Below are 19,528 nucleotides of genomic sequence, written 5' to 3'. Positions count from 1 at the left end.
CCTCATGCAGTGGGAAGGTGTGTACGTCGCCGGGACGGGGGTGTGGCTGGGCGAACCCGAGGACGCCCGGTCGGCCGTGGAGTCCGGCGCGTACGACGCGGAGCAGTACGCGGCGGACGAGATCGTCTCCGTCTCCGTCGCCGACGAGTCCATGGCCCCACCGGACATGGCCGTCCACGCCGCGACGACCGCGCTGAAGCGGTCCGGGGTGGACGCCTCCGACGTGGAGCTGCTGATCCACAGCGGCATCTGGTTCCAGGGCGTCGAGATGTGGCCCGCCGCCTCCTACGTGGCCGGCCACGCGCTCGGCCGGGGCGTGCCCGCGTACGGGCTGGAGCAGGAGTGCAACGGCGGCCTCGGCGCGCTGGAGATGGCCGCCCGCCAGGTCGCCGCGCGCCCGGGCACCGGAGCCGCGATGGTCACCACCGCGGACCGTTTCGGGGCGCCCCTGGTGCGCCGCTGGAGCAGCGAGCCCGGATTCGTCTACGGCGACGGCGCCACCGCGCTGCTGCTGTCCGCGCGGGGCGGCTTCGCCCGTCTGCTGTCCACGGCCACCGGCGCCGACAACTCCCTGGAGGCCGTGGTGCGGGGCCCCGGACTGCGCCCCCTGCCGTCCGGTGAACCGCTGGACCTGCTGGGCCGGGTGGGGCACTACATGCGCACCCACGGCGGTGTCCGGGAGGCCACCGAGCGGGTCGCGGCGGTGGTGAACGGCGTGGTGGACACCGTGCTGGCCGACGCCGGCATGGCCAGGACGGACGTCGACCGGGTGGTGACCCTCTCCAGCGGACGCAGCCGGCTGGAGTGGCAGGTGCCGCAGCTGCTTTGCATCCCCGTGGAGCGCGCCACCTGGGAGTTCTCCCGCACGGTGGGTCACCTGGGCGCCGGCGACCAGATCGCCGGCTTCAACGACCTGCTGGAGCGGGGGGAGTTGGCCGCGGGCGACCGGGTCCTGTTCGTCGGCGGCGGCTCCGGGTTCAGCTGCACCTGCGCCGTCGTGGAGATCATCGACGCACCGCGGTGGGAGCCCTTCCGCGGCGGCGGGCGGTGACGGGCCGTCCCACGCGTGAGCGGGTGCGCGGGCGGGCAGGATCCGCCCGCCACCTGCGGCTTCAGCGGCGCTCCAGCGGCCCGCCGCATACTGCGTTGTTCGATCGCTCGTGACGTACGGCCGGGCCGGTCCCCACGGCCGGCACGGCCGATCCGGCCGTACGCCTCGACACCGAGGAGAAATACATGGTGATGACCGATTCCACCGGCGCCACGAGGAGTTCCACCCCCGTGCCGCTCCGCGTCGCCTGGGGCGTGCTGGCGGCCTTCCTGCTGCTCTGGGACGTCTTCGAGGTGGTCAAGCACATGGGCTGGGTGATCCCGGGGGCCGCCCTCGGCGCCGTCCTGCCCTTCCTCCCCCGGCTCGCCGGGCTGGGCCAGGCCCATGAGCCGGGTCAGCTGGCTCCCCGGGCCGTCCCCCTCCACAACATCCTCAACCTGGCCCTGATCCCGTTCGCGATCATGGTCGTCTTCACGTTCGTCGGGGACGCCCCCGAGGACATCGCGGCCCCCTTCACCTTCGGCATGAGCTGGCTCACCTCCATCGCGTTCGTCCGCGCCCTCGGCTTCGGCCTGCGGACACCGGAGGGCTGGCAGCGCTGAACCGGCGCCAGGTCCCAGGCCCGCAGCCCTTCCCCCGGGGCAGCGGGCCTGTTCCATGCCCCGGGCCCGCGCCCGGTCCGGTACAGGGAGCCTTTATCGCTGCACAAGGCGGTCCTGCGACTGTCGGCTGACAGCCCGACATGTCTGTGAACCGAAGTAGCCCTGGAGGCCACACGATGGACACCGCCTCAGTGCCCCCCGCCGGGACCGGGACCGATAGCGAGACCGAGTACGAGTACCCCTTCCACCGCCCGTCCGCGGTGGAGGTGCCCCCCGTCTACGAGGAGCTGCGCGCCAAGTGCCCCGTGGCCAAGGTGAGGCTGCCCAGCGGCGACGAGGGCTACGTCGTCAGCCGGTACGACGACGCCCGCGTCGTGCTGGCCGACCCCCGGTTCAGCCGGGCGGCGATGCTGGACGAGGGCGCGCCCCGCCTCACCGCGGCCCCGCCCATGCCGGGCAGCCTGTTCACCATGGACGCGCCCGAGCACACCCGGGTGCGCAGGCTCGTCTCCCGCGAGTTCACCGCACGACGTGTGCAGAACCTCCGCCCGCGCATCCAGCAGATGACCGACGAACTGCTGGACGAGATGGAGAAGCTGTCCCCGCCGGTCGACCTCAACCCGGCCTTCGCGTTCCCGCTGCCGGTGATGGTCATCTGCGAACTGCTCGGCGTGCCCTTCGAGGACCGGGACCGCTTCCGCGGCTGGTCCGACGCGTTCGTCTCCCTCACGGCGCACACCGCCGAGGAGGTGATGGAGCAGCGGATGTCGATGGTCCAGTACCTCGCCCAGCTGGTGCAGCGCAAGCGCGAGGAGCCCGCCGACGACCTCATGAGCGCCCTGGTCGCCGTGCACGACGAGGACGGTGACCGGCTGAGCGAGCACGAGCTGATCACCATGGGCATCACCCTGCTGGTCGCCGGACACGAGACCACGGTCAGCATGATCGGCAAGTGCGTCCTGACCCTGCTGCGCCACCCCGAGCACCTGGCCGCCCTGCGGGAGCGCCCGGAGAGCATCGACCAGGTGGTGGAGGAACTGCTGCGCATCAACCCCATCGGTGACGGCGGCCCGTTCCGCATCACCCTGGAGGACGTCGAGATCGCCGGCACCACCATCCCCAAGGGCAGCGGTGTCATCGCGGCGGTCGCCTCCGCCAACCAGGACCCGGAGCGCTTCGGGGCGGACTCCGGCGCCTTCGACCCGGCGCGGTCCTCGGCCGGCGCCCACCTGGCGCTCGGCCACGGCGCGCACTTCTGCCTGGGCGCGGCCCTCGCCCGCGCGGAGCTTCAGATCGCCGTCTCCTCGCTGATCCGCCGCTTCCCCCGGCTGGCCCTGGCCGACGACGTCGACAACCTCAGCCTCACCAGCGGCATGATGGTGCACGCCCTGAGCCGGATGCCCGTCACCTGGTGACCTCCGCCGGTGTCACCGGCAGACAGACCGCTGCCCGGGTCCCTTCCGAGGGACCCGGGCAGCGGTCTGTGGTGGGCGCTCCGCGCTCAGGGGCGGCCGGCCGGCTGCCGCACCACGCGCGGGGCCACGACCGGCCCCGGCCCCTGCACCTGGAAGTACGCCCTGGCCAGCACCTTCTGCTGGAGCGCACGGTTGCGGTCCACCACCCGGTACAGGGACCGGCGGGCCAGACCGCCGAGCCGCCCGTCGAGCGCGAACAGCCGCTCCTGACGGAGCTGGAGCGCACGGGAGCGGCGTACGGCCTCCTCCCGCGAGGACTGGAACGTCTCGCAGGCCCGGACCAGCGCGGCCGCGCTGTCGTCGGCGAGCGCCTCGCCGACCAGCGGCGCCAGCGTCACCGCGTCGATGATGGCGTGGTTGACGCCCTGACCGAGGATCGGGGTCAGGGTGTGCGCCGCGTCGCCCATGAGGACCAGACCGGGCATGGACCAGCGGGGCACCACCGTGGTGAAGATGTCCAGCATCGAGGTGTCCGACCAGGCCCGCACCTCCTTGCGCACGGTGTCCGACAGCTCCGGGGCGAGCCGGTCCAGCCGCTCGTGCAGCGCGCCCAACCCCTGGGCGCGCAGGTCCTTCAGACCTCCCTTCGGGATGTTGAGGCCCACCCGGACGCTGTCCGGATGGGTGGGGATGAACAGCCCGTGCTCACCGCCCCGGATACGGATGCGGTACGTGTGGCTGTCCCACTCCTCGGGGAAGGGCAGCCGCAGCCAGATGACGTCCCGGTCCAGCGGCTGCTTCTCGTACGCCAGCCCGGACATCTCCCGGACCTTGCTGAACCGTCCGTCGGCCGCGACCGTCAGCGCGGCCCGCACGACCAGCTCGCCGTCGGGGGTGCGGGCGCGCACACCGGTCACCGGGCCGCTGTCGCCCTGCTCCCTGAGCAGGCCGACGGCGGTGGCGGACTGACGCAGCGTGAAGCCCGGGTGTGCGCGCCCGGCGTCGGCCAGGGCGGACAGCAGAGCCGGCTGCGGCAGTTCGACCGGGTAGGGGTGGGGGTAGCGGAAGTCGGAGAAGTCGACGCTCAGCACGGTGCTGCCGGAGTCGACGATCTCCATGTGGTGCATCTGCGCGTAGGTTCCGTCGAGCCGGTCGAGCAGACCGAGCCGGTCGAGCAGCCACACCGAGTCCGGGGAGACCGACTCGCCGCGGAAGGACCGGTTGAAGTGCCCGCTCTGCTCCAGAACCACCACCGACACGGAACGCTTGGCCAGCTCCACGGCCAGAGTGAGCCCGGCCGGCCCCCCTCCGACCACGCACACCTGTGCGGTCAGCTCTGCTGTCATCGTTTTTGCTGCCTCTCCAGCGGAGTCATGGTCGGTCGATGGTGGGACCGCGGGCTAAAGCTCCCCTTGCAGCGACCGCTCCGCGCCCGACCACCCGGACACGCCCCTGACACCGGAGGACTCCACCCTGGTCTTCAGCGCGTCGGTGAGATGGCGGAACCCCTGCTCGGACGGCGTGATGATCGAATCCGTGAACGGCACCAGCAGCCCGCTGAACCGCTCCGTCTGCACCACGTGGGTGCCGCCGTCGCGCGGGATCAGCTCGAAGCTGTGCACCCCGTCGAAGACCCCGGGCACGCCCAGCCGGCCGCGCCAGCGCAGCAGCCGCCCCGGCTCGCTCTCCAGCACGGTCGGCCGGAACACCATCTCCTTCCCGCTGCCGGGCAGTCGGAAGCGCAGGGTGAGCCGGGCGCCCGGCTCGGCCCGGCCGGCGGCCTCGACGAGGAAGGGGTTCCACTCGTGGAACCGTTCGAAGTCGGTGAGCACCGACCACACCTGGTCGACGGTGCTGTGGATGTGCACGGCGGACGAGATACGGCGCATGACGTTCCTTCCGGGACGGACTGCGGTGAACACGGGCGCGACGAAGCGGCCCCGTGACGGTCGTGCGGACGAAGAAGGGGGCAGGGGCGGGAGGCGGCGGGACCGGGACCGGGGCGGCCGGAGTCCCGGCGGCGGGGCAGGGCGCGCCGTGAAGGGCCTCGGGAGGCCGACGCTACCGGCCGGACCCGGACCGGCGCGGTCCGCGGGCCTCCGGCTCTAGCGCGACCTTAGCGCCGGTCAGCAGGGTCCCCTCCGGACGCTTCAGTGAGAATCCAGCGCCCTGCCCGACGCTTGGCGTACGCGTCCCGCCCCCCCACGGGCGCGAAGGAAGGAAAACCCATGTTCTCGGCTCTGGGCTCGGCCCTGCACCGCCGGCGGATCGTCGTGCTCCTGCTGACCCTCCTGGTCACCGCCCTGGCCACGGTGTACGGCGGCACCGTGGAGGAGAAGCTCTCCAACGGCCTGTCCGACTACGACGATCCGGGCGGCGGCAACGTCGCGGCCCGCGAGATCATCGAACGGGCCACCGGCATCGACCCCCAGCAGGGCCACCTGCTGCTGGTCCGCACCGACGGGCGGCTCGCCAAGGACACCGCCCCGCCGAAGGCCGTCACGGCCGCCGCGGAGCTCCTGCGGTCCCGCCCCGAGGTCGAGCAGGTGCTCAACTACACCTCCCCGGACGGCGCCGCGCTCATCTCCCGCGACGGACGCAGCACCGTGGTCGTCGGCGCCACCGGCTCCATGACGGACCAGGAGAGCGCCCGGGCCGTGGAGGGCCTCCAGAAGGCCATCGACGACGATCCCACCCTGCGCGGCCGCACCTGGCTGGGCGGCGCCACACCCGGTCACGTCCAGGTGGCCGAAGTGTCGGGCACCGACCTGGGGCAGGCCGAGCTCCTCGCCACCCCGGTGATCCTCGTGGTGCTCTTCCTGGTCTTCCGCGGACTGGTCGCCGCGCTGATCCCCCTGCTGGGCGGCATCGTCTCGCTGCTGCTCACCATGGCGGGCCTGCGCGTCGCCACCGAGTTCATGAACGTCTCCACCGGCGCGACGAGCCTCGCCTTCGCCCTCGGCCTCGGTCTGTCCATCGACTTCGGACTGCTGCTCGTCTCCCGCTACCGCGAGGAACTCGCCGAGCGCGGACCGGGCGCCGAGGCCGTCTGGCGGACCGTCGCCACCGCCGGCCGCACCGTGCTGTTCAGCGCCCTCACCGTGGCCGCGGCCCTCGCCGCCCTGATCGCGTTCCCGCAGCCCTATCTGCGGTCCATGGGACTGGCCGGCGTCATCACCGTGGTGTCCGCGGCCCTGTTCGCCCTCCTCGGACTGCCCCCGCTGCTCGCCCTGCTGGGCAATCGGATCAACTCCCTCGCCCCGCGCCGCTGGCAGCGTGACTCCGGTGCCGCCCGCGCCACCGAGGGACGCTGGTACCGCGTCGCGCAGGCCGTGATGCGCCGCCCCGCCGTCTTCGCGCTCGCCGCCACGGCCGTGCTGCTGCTCATCGCCTCGCCGATCCTGGGCGTGCGCTTCACCGGAGTGGACCCCACCCTCCTGCCCGAGGAGACCAGCGCGGGCCGGGTGGCCGCCGTGCTCGACGAGGACTACGACGCGAGGGCCACCTCGCCCCTGCAGATCGTGCTGGAGACCGACGGCGCCCCGGACACGGCTCGGCTCGCCGACTACACCGAGCGGATCGGCGCCGTCCCCGGCGTCAAGTCGGTGGGCACCCCCGTCGAACTCGACGACCGGTACTGGGAGATCGACGCCGTCCTCGCCGAGGACCCGCTGACCGACTCGTCCATGGACGCCGTCGAGGCCGTGCAGGACCTGGCCGCCCCGTACACCGCCCGGTACACCGGCCGGACCGCCGACTTCCTGGCGCAGCGTGAGAGCATCGCCGACGCCCTGCCCCTGGCCGGCGGCATCCTGGTCGTCGTCACGCTGCTGCTCCTGTTCGCCTTCTCCGGCTCGGTGGTGCTGCCGCTGAAGGCCCTGCTGATGAACCTGCTGTCGACCGGCGCCGCCTTCGGTTTCCTGGTGTGGGTGTTCCAGGACGGCAACCTCGGCTTCGCCCCGCAGACCGGGCTGGAGGCCACCACGCCCGTCCTGGTCTTCGCGCTCGCCTTCGGCCTGTCCACGGACTACAACGTCTTCCTGCTGAGCCGTATCAAGGAGGCCAGGGCCCAGGGCCTGGACAACCGCGAGGCGGTCGCCCAGGGTCTGTCCCGCACCGGCGGGATCGTCACCTCGGCCGCGGTCCTGTTCTGCATCCCGGTGGGCGCGCTCGCGATGTCCCGGCTGGTGTTCATCCAGGAACTGGGCCTCGGCGCTGCGTTCGCCGTCCTCATCGACGCGACGGTGGTACGCGCCTTCCTCGTCCCCTCCCTGATGGCCCTCCTCGGCGCGGCCAACTGGTGGGCCCCGTCGCCTCTGCGCGCACTGCACCGGGCCCTGCGCCTCGACCGGATGGAACACGCCGCCGAGGACACGCCCGCGTCCACCCCGGCCCCCGACAGGACGGCCGCACCCGTCGGCTGACACCACCCCCTCCACCACTGCCACCACCGTCCCGACACGACGAAAGGCCGTCCGCCATGCCGAAGGTCACCCAGGCCCACCGGGACGCCCGCCGGCGGCAGATCCTGGACGCCGCCCGCACCGTGTTCGCGGAGAAGGGATTCGCCCAGTCCTCCACCGGTGACATCGTGGCGCGCTCCGGACTGTCCGCCGGTGCGCTCTACCACTACTTCCCGAGCAAGGACCATCTGATCCAGGCCGTGTGCGAGGACGCGATCCACACGGCTCTGGACGACGTCACCTCGTCGAGCCTGCCCGAGTCGCCGGAACGCGTCCACGGCAGCTGTGACGGGCGGGAACACGCGCGGCTGATGGCGCAGATCTGGGGCGAGGCGGCCGTCTCGCCCCGGCTGGCCGAACGGGTCCGCCACCACCTGGCGACGGCACACGCCAAGGCCACCGACCTCATCCGCGTGGAACGCACCGTCCACGGCGTCCCCGCCGACCCGGACGCCACCGGAACGGCCCATGTCCTCCTGGCCCTCCTCACCGGCTACACCCTGCGCCTGGCCATGGGCGACGAGGAGAGCCCCGACGCGTTCGTCCGGGCGATAGACACGATCATCAAGACCCCCTGACCACCGACCCCGCTGCACGGCCCCCGCGCCACCGCCCCGCGTACGGGGATCGGCCGGGGGCCGTGGGGTGAACAGATGGACATGGGGTCGGCCGGGGTAGGTCCGGCGGGCCGCCGGTGCCCGCGTACGGGCGGGTTGGTCGGCAGCCGTGGCAGCGGAGGCAGTCGGGCGGCACTGCGAAATCTCCGCACCCCCACCGCGTCCGTCCTGGACCCGCGTCCCCCGGCCGCCGCCGACGACCGCCTCCGCGACGCCGTCGGGGGCCTCCCTCGCCGACCCGTCGGCCACCCCTGCAACGCCGGAGCCGGGGCCGGGTTGCGGCCGGCCAGGGCCCCAGGGCGAGCCGACTCTCGTGGGGCCACCAGCCGTTCGTGGGCGTTAACCCCCGTCCGCATCGGTCAACCCCCGTCCGCGCGGTCAACCCGCGGCCGTGTCGGTCAACCCGCCGTCGTCGGGGTCAGTCCCAGGTCCACCGCGGCCTTGCGCAGGGCGTCCGTCACCGCTGCGATCAGGGGCTCGGGGCCTGTGCGGGAGGCCCGGTGGACCGCGGCGACGCGGCGGTGGCCCGCCACGGGTGCCGACGGAAGGGCGATGGTCTCGGCGGGGGCGTCGGCGAGGGCCAGCGCCGGGACGACGGCGGCGCCGAGCCCCGCCCGGACCAGGGCGAGGACGGTCGGGAACTCCCGGCCGACATGGGCGCGCCGCGCGGTGAAGCCGTACTCCGCTGAGATGCGCTCCAGGGCGCGCCCGCACGCGGTGTCGGACGGCGCCGCGACCCAGGGCCGCTCGGCGAGGTCACGCACGGAGCGGGGCGGCGGCGACCAGTCCGCCGGAGTGATCACCCGGTACGCGTCGTCCGCGACGGGCGTGGACGCCAGGTCGCGCCACTGCTCGTCCGGGTCGGGGTCCGCGCCGTCGTACTCGACGACGAGCACGTCCAGACCGCCGGTGCGCAGCTCCCGCAGGGCATCGGGGCCCTCCGCCTCGATGACGCGAGGCTCCAGGCCCGGATGGGTGCGGGCGAGGGCGGCGAGGGCCGGGACCAGGAGGTGGCACACCGCCGAGGAGAACGCGGCGACCGCCACCGGCCCGGTCGCCCGGCCGGTGAGTTCGGCGAGTTCACGGCGCGCCTCGGCCAGCTCCTGCTCGATGCGTTCGGCGCGTGCCGCCAGCAGCCGCCCCGCCGGGGTCAGCCCGGCCCGGCGGCGCGAGCGGTCCACCAGCGGACGGCCGACCTCCCGCTCCAGCTGCGCGAGATGCTGCGAGACGGCCGACGGCGTCAGATGCAGCACCTTCGCGGCGTCCACCACACCGCCGCGCAGCGCCACGGCGCGCAGGACGCGCAGGCGGCGGGGGTCGAGTTCCATAAGCCGCACTGTAGCTCCGCTTCAGTAATCCTTGCTTGTGGTGAAGTACCACTGCATGGAGGATCGGTTCATGAGCGAGAACGACGAGCAGTGGCGGATTCGGTTCGACGCCGAGGTGACCTTCGGCAACGGCGGTGGACTGCGGACGCAGGGCTTCATGCTGGACGTGCCCGGACCGGAGATCGGCGACGGGGAGCTGGCCGAGCTGTTCGTCCGGCATCTCGGGCTGCTCATGGTGGACGAGGTGCACGTCAGTGGCCGGGAGGCGGTGCGGGAGCCGCACAAGGGGTCGCGCGGCACGAGCGGCGAGGGCCGCAGGACCGTGGACGGCACGGAGAGCGGCGCGCGCGAGGCGGGCGCCGTGCCCGGGGCGGACGGTGGGCCCAGAGGGGAAGGCCGCCGGATCGTCGACCTCAGCCACACCATCCGGCACGGGATGACCACGTACCCCGGACTGCCCGGCCCCGAGATCGGCGAGCACCTGACACGGGACGCGTCCCGCGACCACTACGCGCCCGGCACCGAGTTCGCCATCGGTCGCATCGCGATGGTCTCCAACACGGGCACCTACCTGGACAGCCCCTTCCACCGCTTCAGCGGCGGACACGACCTGGCCGGGCTGCCGATCGGCACGTTCGCCGACCTCGACGGCCTCGTCGTCCGCGTGCACGACGCCGGACGCCGGGCCGTGGACCGGGCGGCGCTGCTGCCGTACGACGTCACGGGGCGGGCCGTACTGATCCACACCGGGTGGGACCGGCACTGGGGCACCGAGCGGTACGGCCACGGCCACCCCTACCTGACGGAGGACGCCGTGGCCTGGCTGGTGGACCGGGGGGCGGCCCTGGTCGGCATCGACTCCCTCAACATCGACGACACCGACGACGGCACCCGCCCCGCCCACACCGGGCTCCTCGCCGCGGGCATCCCCGTCGTGGAGCACCTGCGCGGCCTGGAGCAACTCCCGCCACAGGGCTTCCGCTTCCACGCCGCGCCACCGGCCGTCGAGGGAATGGGCACGTTCCCCGTGAGGGCGTACGCACTCCTCGACGCCACGGGGGACGACGGCCAGACCGAGGACGGTCGCTGAAATACCGGGTGTGCGGGGCGGTGCGGGATGCCTAGGCTGAGCCGGTGACCGCCCTCGACATCCAGCACGTGGACGGTGCCGCAGGCGACGAGCAGCTCGAAGCCTGGCGGTACGTCCACAACACGATCATCCCCGCGCACGTCCTCTCCCTGGACGACGTCCGTGAGCGCGCCATCCGCAACCACCTGGAACTGGCCTATGCGGACGGCGAGTTGATCGGCAACTCCACGGTCCGCCCGCCCGGCGGCGACGACGCCACGGCCGTGGTCATCGCCCGCGTCCTCGCCGGGCACCGCGGCCGCGGACACGGCGGGCACCTGTACGAACGCGCCCTCCTGAAGGCACGCGAGCTGGGCGCCCGGGTCATCGAGACCTGTGTCCTGGAATCGAACGAGACCGGCCTCCGCTTCGCCGGGAAACACGGCTTCGTACAGATCGACCGCTACCGACTGGACGGCGACCCGGCCTGGTGGATCGACCTGCGGCTGGCCGGGTAGCCCCGCCCGCGGAGCGGTCCGGCCGCCGGGCTCACAGGGCGCCCGCGAGGTCCAGCGCCGCCACGTAACCGAAGGTCATCGCGGGCCCGATCGTCGAGCCGGCCCCCGCGTAACTGCGGCCCATCACCGCGGCGCTGGCGTTGCCCGCCGCGTACAGGCCGCGGATCACCGAGCCGTCCGGGCGCAGCACACGGGCGCGGGCGTCGGTGAGGAGCCCGCCCTTCGTGCCGAGGTCGCCGGGGACGATGCGCAGGGCGTAGTACGGCGGCAGCCACAGCGGCGCCAGACAGGAGTTGGGCTGCACGGACGGGTCCGTGTAGTAGTGGTCGTAGGCGCTGTCGCCGCGCCCGAAGTCGGTGTCGTCGCCCTGCCGGGCCAGGGAGTTGAAGCGGTCGACGGTGGCGCGCAGCGCGCCCGCGGGGACCCCGATCGCCGAGGCGAGCGCGTCCAGCGACCACGCCTTGTGGACGGCCCCCGCGTCGTACCAGTCGGCGGGGAACGGGAACGTCGGCACGATGTCCTTGAACAGGTACCGGTTGCGGTAGTTCTGGTCGACGATCAGCCAGGCCGGGATGTGCCGGGCGGCCGGGGTGTCGCGCTCGTACATCGTGTGGACGACATCGCTGTACGGCCCGGCCTCGTTGACGAACCGGGCGCCCGCCGCGTTCACCAACAGCCCGCCGGGAAGCGTGCGTTCGGCGAGGCAGAACCACGGCTGCCCCGGTGTGGCGATGGCCGGCCCCCACCAGGCGTCGTCCATCAGCGCCACGTCGGCGCCCGCGCGCTGCCCGGCGCGGATGCCGTCGCCGGTGTTCTCCTTGGCGCCCACGGACCAGTGGGCGACGGGCGGCTCCTGGTACTGCTCGCGCATGGCGGCGTTGTGCTCGAAGCCGCCGGAGCCGACGACGACGCCGCGTCGGGCGCGCAGCAGCCCGGGGGTGCCGGCGCGGGTGACGACGGCCCCGGTGACCGCCCCGTTCTCGATGTGCAGGTCGGTGAGCGGGGTGTCGAGCCACACCGGGACGTCGGCGGAGAGGAGCCCGGCGCGCAGTCCGCCCGCGAGGGCCTGGCCCATGGTGAGCGGCTTCTGCCCGAGCAGCGCGGCCTTGGTGCCCCGCGCGAGGCACTCGGTGGCGACGGCGAGCCCCTTGGCGCTCACGGCGGTCAGGGCGAGCCACTTGTAGTCGGCGCTGAAGACGACCATGCCGGGCGGGGTGGCCAGGTACGCCGGGTTCAGCCGGGCGAGTTCGGCGCCCAGCACGTTCCCGTCGAGCTGGTCGGGCTCGATGGAGCGGCCGTTCGGCAGACCGCCGGGCAGCTCCGGGTAGTAGTCGCTGTACCCCTCCATCCAGCGGAACCTGAGCGGGCTGTTCGCCATGACGAAGGAGAGCATGGCGGGGCCGTGGTCCAGGAACGCCTTCTGCCGGTCGGCCGGCACCTCGTCGCCGACCACGGCCGCGAGGTACTGGGCGGCCTTCGCCGGGGTGTCGGGCACACCGGCGGCCTTGATGACGCTGTTGTTGGGCAGCCAGATCCCCGCGCCGGAACGGGCCGCCGACCCCCCGAAGGTCGGCGCCTTCTCCACGACGACACAGCTCAGCCCCTTCTTGGCCGCCGTCAGCGCGGCGGTCATCCCGGCGGCACCGGAGCCGATGACGACGACGTCGTAGGTGCCGAGCAGGGGAGGGGCGGCAGCCGATTCCGCCGCGACGGCGGTACCGCCGAGCCCCCCGGCCGCCACGGCGGCCCCGGCACCGGCGGCGGCCCCGAGCACATGCCGCCGCGACGGGGTGGCGGCCGGTACGGTCGAACCTCTGTGGGGGTCCGCGCTCTTGGACATGCAGGTCGCTCCAGCCTGGTGAAGGGGTGGGTGGCCGTGCTGTTCGCCCGGCGGACACACGTCTGCCGTGTGTCCCGGGTGGGGTGCGGAGCCTCGAATCTGACGGGCGGGGATGGCGAAGTCAAGGCATGCGTCGGGCAGGATGTTCCGTACGAGAACGCGTCTCGCGCAGCCGTCGGCGTGGCGCACGACCCGGTGGCGGGCGCCGGGCCAGGAGGTGTCGGCACCGTGAGGCGCGCATGGCCGGAAGAGGTGCGTCGCCCGGCGCCCGCGCCGCCGTCACGCGCTCGAACCGTTTCGCGGGAAGGACGAACGGGAACGGTCCGGGCAGCGTGGTCCCGGTCCTGACGGACCGAGGGAGGGGGAGCGCTGTGCATGATCTCGCACGGGCACCGGACCATGTCCGGGCGCCCGACGGGCGGCTGCTCCGGGTCGAGTGCTCGGGGGATCCGGCAGGACGGCCCGTCTTTCTCTTCCACGGCATGCCGGGCAGCCGAGTCGGCCCCCGGCCGCGGCCGATGTTCCTCTACCAGCGGGGGACGCGCCTCATCAGCTACGACCGGCCCGGCTACGGAGGATCCGACCGCCGAATGGGGCGTCGCATCGTGGACGCGGTGGAGGACGTCACCGTCGTCGCCGACGCCCTCGGGGTGGACCGGTTCGCGGTGGTGGGCCGTTCCGGGGGCGCCCCGCACGCCCTGGCGTGCGCCGCCCTGCTGCCGCACCGGGTGACGAGGGCCGCGGCACTCGTCACCCTCGCGCCCCGTGACGCGGCGGGCCTGGACTGGTTCGCGGGCATGGCGCCGTCGAACGTGCGGGACTTCCGCTCGCTGCTCACCGACCCGCAGGGCTTCACCGACCGGCTGATCCCGCGTTCCGACGCGATCCGCTCCGACCCCGCCCGCCTGCTGGAGGACCTCCGCGCCGATCTCACCGACGACGACCGTCTGATCGTCTCCGACAACGGGATTCGCTCCATGCTGCTGCGCAACTACCACGAGGCGGTGCGGCTCTCCCCGTACGGATGGCTCGACGACGCGCTGGCGCTGACCTCGCCCTGGGGCTTCGACCCCGGTGAGATCCGGGTACCCGTGCTGTTCTGGTTCGGGGCGAAGGACGTCTTCTCCCCGGCGGCCCATTCGTCGTGGCTCGCCGAACGCGTTCCGCGTGCCACCGCCGTCCTGGAACCGGCCGCCGCCCACTTCGCCTCGCTTCGCGCCCTGCCGACGGTGCTGGGCTGGCTCCTCAAGGGGACACCCCTGCCCATGACACCGCCGGTCTGAGCCGGGCGGACGTCCGTGGAACACCGTCAGACCGCCAGTGGCTCCAGATCGCGGTAGATCCGGCGTTCCCGGGAGACGAGGTGGGAGATGCCGTTGCCCTCGCCCAACTGGCGACTCTGCCGGGTGAGTTCCGCGATCGTCTCCGCGCGCAGGCGCTCCGCCTCCTCGGTCCGGCCGAGCCGTCGCAGCGTCAGGGTGGAGTTGGCGACGACACCCAGCGCTTCGGGATGGTGCGGGCCGAGTACCTGTTGGAGCGCGGCCCGGGCCGGCTCCTCCAGCGCCCACGCCTCCTCGTACCGGCCCTGCTCGGCGCAGATGTTGGCGTAGTTGGCCTGGCAGAAGAGCGTGTGCGGATGCTGGTCGCCCAGCACGTCCCCCATCCGGTGCATCACGCGCTGGAACACCGCGTCCGCCTCCTCGACGTCCCCGCAGGCCCAGTGGTAGATGCCGAGGTTGTTGAGCGCGGCCTGAGTGTACGGATGCTCTTCCCCGGGCACCCGCACGTACTCGGCCAGCGCGGCCAGCGCGATCCGGCGTGCCTCCTCCCGCTTGTCGTCGGCGTACAGGTCCGCCGCCCAGTTCAGGTCGCAGGCCAGGGAGTCCGGGGTGTGGGCGTCGTACTGCTTGTGGTACTGCTCCCGGGTCGCCCGTGTCAGCGCCTTCGCGTTCGTGAAGTCCCCCGCTCGTCTCAGCGACACGGCAAGCGATTTGGCGCAGCTGAGGGTGCCGGGGAAGTTCTTGCCCAGCTTCCGTTTGTGTGCCTCGTACGCCTCCGACAGCAGGTCCACCGAGTCCGTGTACCGCCCCACCTCGCGCAGGTCACGGCCGAGACTCGTGGCGGATGACAGCGTGTACGGGTGGTCGGGGCCGAGGACGTCCTTGCGGCGGCCGTAGGTGTCCTGGTCGATGTCCCGGGCGTCGTCGTAGCGGCCGACCATCCGCAGCGCCAGCGCGAGGTTGTTCGCGGCGCTGAGCGTCCGCGGATGCGACTCGTGAAAGATCTGGCTGAACCCCTGGTGGGCGTCGCGGGCCAGCTCCACCGCGTTGCGGTACTCGCCGAGGGCCGCGTAGTCGCTGGCGAGGGACGAGGTGGTGATGTACGTGTGGGCGTCGGACGGGCCGAGGACGCGGCGCTGGTGTTCCACGAGGTCCTCGTCGATCGCCTTCGCCTCCACGAAACGCCCCTGGGAACGCAGGACGTTGGCGAGCTGGCCCCGCAGGTACAGGTGCTGCCGGTCGTTCTCACCGAGCGTCTGCCGCCAGTACGCCAGCAGTTCCTCGGCCAGGCGCTGGGCGTCCGGGAAGGCGCCGCGCTTCCAGAGGTAGCGGATGCGGTCGATGAGCAGCCGACGGGGTTCGACCTCGGTGCAGTCACGGATGTCCGAGGGACGCAGATGGGGCCAGATGCCCTCGAACAGCGGCCACGTCGCGGGGTCGTCGGTGGGCTCGTCGACGTCGGGGCGGGCGCCCGCCAGGACGGTGTGGACGACGTGCCGGGCGCGCCGCTGCTCGTCCACGGTGAGCTGGGAGCGGATCACGGCCTGGACCAGACGGTGGATCTGCACGCTGTTGCTGACCTGGTCGACCTTGGCGAGAGCCAGGCGGGCTATCTCCCGGATCACCCGCCCCAGCATCAGGTTCTCCTGGAGAGCGGGGTCGACCTTCCGGAGCTCGTCGCGCATCTCCTTGCTGTACAGCAGCCGGGAGGAGATCGGCTCGGGGGCCATGAACGCGCACAGCTGGAGGAGCCGCACCGAGGCGGGGGAACGTTCGGCCAGCCGGGCGATCGAGATGTTCCAGGTCGCGGCCACCGTCATCGGGTAGTCGGTGGGCTGGTTGAGGTCCAGGACGTGGGTGGTCTGCTCGGTGAGTTCGCGCAGGTACTCCTCCACGGGGGTGGCCGTCTCGGCGAGCCAGGCCGCCGCCTGCTCCACGGCCAGTGGCAGGTCACCGACCGCCTCCGCGACCCGGTCGGCCTCCTCGCTGCTCAGTCCGGGTGCCCGCAGCGAGAGATGTTCGATGCTTTCCTGACGCAGGAACACATCGACCGTCAGTGAGGCGCCCCGGTCGGCCCAGGACTGGTTGCGGGAGGTGACGAGGATGTGCCCGCCGCCGCCCATCGGGAAGAACGGCGAGAGCACTCCGGGGTCGTCCGCGTTGTCGAAGACCAGCAGCCAGCGCGTGGTCGGCACTCCCCGGGCCAGCATCTGTACCGCTTCCTGGCTGGCCAGCGCCATGTCGTCGCCGCCGGGCGCACCGATCCTGGAGCCGAGCAGGGCGAGCGAGTCCACGACGTTGTCGACATGCTCGGCGGAGATCCACCACACCAGGTCGTAGTCGGCCATGAACCGGTGCACGTACTCCAGCGCCAACTGGGTCTTGCCCACACCCCCGAGCCCGAACAGCGCCTGCGGGCGCGGCAGTACGACGGACATGCCGCCGCGGAGCTGCTCCCGCAGCTCGTCGAGGATGACGCCGCGCCCGGTGAAGGTGGTGTTGCGCTGGGGGGCGTTCCAGATGGCCGGTGTCCGGCCCGGGAAGCGAGGGTCGGACGCTCCGGTGGTCACGGGCTCCGCCCGCAGGCCCAAGGCCTCCAGGAGCGCCCTGGCACCGCCCGTCTCGTCCATGCGGTGCAGGTCGACCAGGTCCGAGGTATGGCCGGTCGGCCGGACGTCGTCCACGCGCGCGTGGGCGTGGACGGCGGCGGGGGCGTTCTGCAGGGTGGGGGTGAGGACGCGCCGCACCGACTCCGCGTTGCGGGACTTCTGGAAGGCGTGTGACAGCAGGAACAGCACACGGGTCTCCGCGGCGGGCCTCTCCCCGGGTTCGGTGGCCACCTCGTGCAGGGCCACCCGACAGCCGGCCCGTTTGAGCACACCTTCGGTCCACTCGGCCCACATGCGGTTCTCCGCCGCGTACGCCACGAGGACATGCACGGTCCGCGTCGCCGGAGACTGCCGTGTGAACGCCTCCAGACAGCGCAGCCGGAGCGGTTCGGGCACCGGCGGCAGCTGGGTGACCTCGCCGTCGGAGAGCACCGCAGTCAGCCGTTCGAAGGCCGACAGCAGGGAGTTCGCGATGCCGCTCTTGTCGCCGACGGTGGCGAGCGTCTCCTCGTACGCGTAGTACGGACGATAGGGGATCTCCACCGTGCCCCAGTACGTGGTCTGCTCCTCCGGGCTCAGCTCCTGCCCGTCGGCTCCCTTGGGCAGCCCGTCGAACTTCAGCCGGGCCAGCGCCCGCCCCGCGTCGACCTTCTCCTTCTCGCCCTCGTCGATCCGCATCGGGACGGGCAGGACCCGGATGTGCCGCTTGCGGTAGCCCATGGCCACGGTCTGCGCGACGGCGGCGGCGCCGTCCAGTGCCTGGCCGCTGAGCGTGAAGCAGTCGACGAGCACGTCGGGCATCTGGATCGTGCAGATGTCCGCGTTGTCGGACAGGCCCGTGCGGCTGTCGATGAGGACGTAGTCGTACGACGCCTTCATGTCGTCGCGCAGCGCGTCCAGGAACAGACCGCCGCCGAGCCGCTCGTAGAAGTTGTCCCACTCGAACGAGGAGACGGTCGCCGAGTACTCCCGGTTCTGGCGTCCGGCGGACAGGAAGTCGAGCGTGCCGCCGTCCGGGAAGGACAGGCCGAACCGCTCGGGTTCGAGGGAGACGGCGTGGTCCTCGACACGGGCGTAGTCCAGGTGCCAGGGCCCGGGGCGGGGTTCGCCCGTGGTGGCCGCCCAGGAGTACTCGGTGATGATGTCGATGACGCCTGAGGTCGCGGCCAGCGCGTTGGGGTCGAGGAACGGTTCGAAGAACCGGTGCAGGCCCGGCGCCTCCAGGTCCCAGTCGACGGCCAGCACGCGCTTGCCGTTGGCGGCGAGGATCCAGGCCGTGTTGGCCAGGGCCATCGTGCGGCCCGTTCCGCCTTTGTACGAGTAGAAGGTGATGATGCGTCCGCCGGGCCGGGCCGTCATGCTTCTCCTCGGGGGTCGGGACCCGCGGTGGTGTACGGCGGGTAGGTGGGGCCCTTCAACCGGGGTTGCTCGAAGTGCGGGCCCTCGGGTGGATGCGCCTCGGCCTTCTTGAGGTACTGCCGGGTCAGATGTGCGACGACGGACGGCAGCACATCGGTGAACGCCTTGAGCGTCGGTACGCCGTTGACGGCGATCCGGAAGTCGGTGCGGCGGCCGCGGTCCAGGATCGACGGGAGGGTGCGCTCGAGTTCGGCCTTGACCTGGCGCCCCTCGTCACCCTGGCAGGGGGAGTCCGCGCGGTTCCAGGGCACCACCGCCGCCACCCAGGGCTGGGCGGCGGAGTCGAAGGCCTTGAGCCGGCGCCGGCGTTCCTCGTCGAGGACCGACCAGCAGTCGACGAGCAGCAGCGCGGGATGACCGGACGGGCTGGACTCGGTGCCGGGTTCGGCGTCGGCGCCGCCCGTGGTGAGGTCGGCGGTGACCGGATCGGAGTCGTCGAAGTCGGACACGGTGATCTGGTAGTCCAGTGACCGGATCAGCTCCTCCGCCAGCACGGGCAGCGGCCGTCGCGACTCGTTGTGGTAGGGGTTCCACTTGAGGGCGTTGTCACCGTACGGGTCACGGCCACGGTGTTCCGGAACAGTGTGGCGGGTGGGCGCGGCCACGCTGACGTGGATCCGGCGGGGCCCGTCACCCGAGGGCCGGAAGGCGCTCGGCAGCGACTCGAACGGGCGGGGGTCGCTGGAAGGCAGCGGTGTCTCCTCGGCGATCTGCACGATGCGCTGGGCCAGCATCAGCACGGTCTCGTCGTACTCGTCCCGCAGCCGCTTGAGCTTGATCAGTCCGTAGATTCCGTGGGACAGGTAACGCTCGCCGAAAGCCGTCTGCTCCACCTGGATGTTGCGCACCGACTCCGGGAGCCGGTTGAGGTCGACGCGGGTCCACAGCACCGGCACGATGGCCGGAATGTCGCCGACGCCCGTGTCCCGTGCCTGGCGCATACGGTCGGTGAAGGCGAACCATTCCCGACCGCAGTACGGACTGCTGAAGTAGCGCGGGGAGTACAGCGGCACGAAGACGCGGCAGTGCGCGAGATTCAGGCTGAGCTGCTCCGGCCAGCCCGCTCCCGACCGCATCTCCCGGTCGATGAAACCCACGGGGGTGCCGTCGATGGCGGTGAGTTCGAGGATGTCCTTGCACAGGTCCTTGAAGAGCGTGTGCACCCAGTGGTTCGGGTCGCCGCTACCGGGCCCCGAGGACGGCGTGTGGGCGTAACTCAGGAAGAAATAGGGCCTCTTGTCCGGAACGACCCGCCCCCGTGCGTACGTGTTCACATGCCCCCCGCCTCTGGACGCCCTCGTTCCCCCGCCGAAGAGT

14 protein-coding genes are annotated in these 19,528 nt (G+C 72.3%); 8 read left to right on the top strand and 6 right to left on the bottom strand.

All coding sequences use genetic code 11. The features are described from left to right. Positions 1-4 precede the first annotated feature (4 nt). From SMA5143A_RS30800 to SMA5143A_RS30790, 3 genes are all read left to right on the top strand, one after another. On the top strand, positions 5-1,051 hold the full coding sequence (locus SMA5143A_RS30800) for a ketoacyl-ACP synthase III family protein (protein WP_107466061.1): 1,047 nt from the start codon (positions 5-7) through the stop codon (positions 1,049-1,051). A 185-nt stretch (positions 1,052-1,236) separates the two neighbouring features. Then, positions 1,237-1,653, top strand: a complete 417-nt coding sequence (locus SMA5143A_RS30795; protein ID WP_107466059.1) for a hypothetical protein — start codon at positions 1,237-1,239, stop codon at positions 1,651-1,653. Between the two features lie 176 nt (positions 1,654-1,829). After that, entirely contained in the window at positions 1,830-3,068 is a 1,239-nt protein-coding gene (locus SMA5143A_RS30790; protein ID WP_107466057.1) for a cytochrome P450, read from the top strand. Positions 3,069-3,154: 86 nt separating this feature from the next. Here the strand turns inward: SMA5143A_RS30790 and SMA5143A_RS30785 are convergent, their stop codons facing one another. Together SMA5143A_RS30785 and SMA5143A_RS30780 are read right to left on the bottom strand one after the other, a co-directional pair. Continuing rightward, on the bottom strand, positions 3,155-4,414 hold the full coding sequence (locus tag SMA5143A_RS30785) for an FAD-dependent oxidoreductase (RefSeq protein ID WP_107466055.1): 1,260 nt from the start codon (positions 4,412-4,414) through the stop codon (positions 3,155-3,157). 54 nt (positions 4,415-4,468) lie between these two features. Then, positions 4,469-4,957, bottom strand: a complete 489-nt coding sequence (locus SMA5143A_RS30780) for an SRPBCC domain-containing protein (RefSeq protein ID WP_107466053.1) — start codon at positions 4,955-4,957, stop codon at positions 4,469-4,471. A 339-nt stretch (positions 4,958-5,296) separates the two neighbouring features. Between SMA5143A_RS30780 and SMA5143A_RS30775 the strand changes: the two genes are divergently transcribed. Further along, positions 5,297-7,492, top strand: a complete 2,196-nt coding sequence (locus SMA5143A_RS30775; protein ID WP_107466052.1) for an MMPL family transporter — start codon at positions 5,297-5,299, stop codon at positions 7,490-7,492. A gap of 56 nt (positions 7,493-7,548) precedes the next feature. Continuing rightward, entirely contained in the window at positions 7,549-8,109 is a 561-nt protein-coding gene (locus tag SMA5143A_RS30770; protein ID WP_107466050.1) for a TetR/AcrR family transcriptional regulator, read from the top strand. 437 nt (positions 8,110-8,546) lie between these two features. Here the strand turns inward: SMA5143A_RS30770 and SMA5143A_RS30765 are convergent, their stop codons facing one another. Beyond that, positions 8,547-9,476 (bottom strand): LysR family transcriptional regulator, encoded by a 930-nt coding sequence (locus SMA5143A_RS30765; protein ID WP_107466048.1) that lies wholly within the window; start codon positions 9,474-9,476, stop codon positions 8,547-8,549. A gap of 70 nt (positions 9,477-9,546) precedes the next feature. Here SMA5143A_RS30765 and SMA5143A_RS30760 point away from each other — a divergent pair, with 70 nt between their 5' ends. Beyond that, complete coding sequence (locus tag SMA5143A_RS30760) at positions 9,547-10,566, top strand: cyclase family protein (protein ID WP_181362076.1); 1,020 nt, start codon at positions 9,547-9,549, stop codon at positions 10,564-10,566. A 44-nt stretch (positions 10,567-10,610) separates the two neighbouring features. Beyond that, positions 10,611-11,063, top strand: coding sequence for a GNAT family N-acetyltransferase (locus tag SMA5143A_RS30755; protein ID WP_258193830.1), 453 nt, complete (start codon positions 10,611-10,613; stop codon positions 11,061-11,063). Positions 11,064-11,094: 31 nt separating this feature from the next. Here the strand turns inward: SMA5143A_RS30755 and kstD are convergent, their stop codons facing one another. Beyond that, positions 11,095-12,903, bottom strand: a complete 1,809-nt coding sequence (kstD, locus tag SMA5143A_RS30750) for a 3-oxosteroid 1-dehydrogenase (RefSeq protein ID WP_107466045.1) — start codon at positions 12,901-12,903, stop codon at positions 11,095-11,097. A 371-nt stretch (positions 12,904-13,274) separates the two neighbouring features. On the opposite strand from kstD, the gene SMA5143A_RS30745 reads away from it, so the two are divergent. After that, on the top strand, positions 13,275-14,186 hold the full coding sequence (locus SMA5143A_RS30745; RefSeq protein ID WP_107466043.1) for an alpha/beta fold hydrolase: 912 nt from the start codon (positions 13,275-13,277) through the stop codon (positions 14,184-14,186). A 26-nt stretch (positions 14,187-14,212) separates the two neighbouring features. Here SMA5143A_RS30745 and fxsT read toward each other — a convergent pair whose 3' ends face one another. Next, positions 14,213-18,151, bottom strand: coding sequence for an FxSxx-COOH system tetratricopeptide repeat protein (gene fxsT, locus SMA5143A_RS30740; protein ID WP_107466042.1), 3,939 nt, complete (start codon positions 18,149-18,151; stop codon positions 14,213-14,215). Continuing rightward, positions 18,148-19,485, bottom strand: a complete 1,338-nt coding sequence (locus tag SMA5143A_RS30735; protein WP_181362074.1) for a TIR-like protein FxsC — start codon at positions 19,483-19,485, stop codon at positions 18,148-18,150. The genes fxsT and SMA5143A_RS30735 overlap by 4 nt, the downstream gene beginning before the upstream one ends. Positions 19,486-19,528 lie beyond the last annotated feature (43 nt).

The sequence above is a fragment of the Streptomyces sp. MA5143a genome (assembly GCF_900290235.1).
GTDB lineage: Bacteria > Actinomycetota > Actinomycetes > Streptomycetales > Streptomycetaceae > Streptomyces.
Note: the sequence above shows the minus strand (reverse complement) of the source record. Positions and strands in the feature narration are given on the sequence as shown.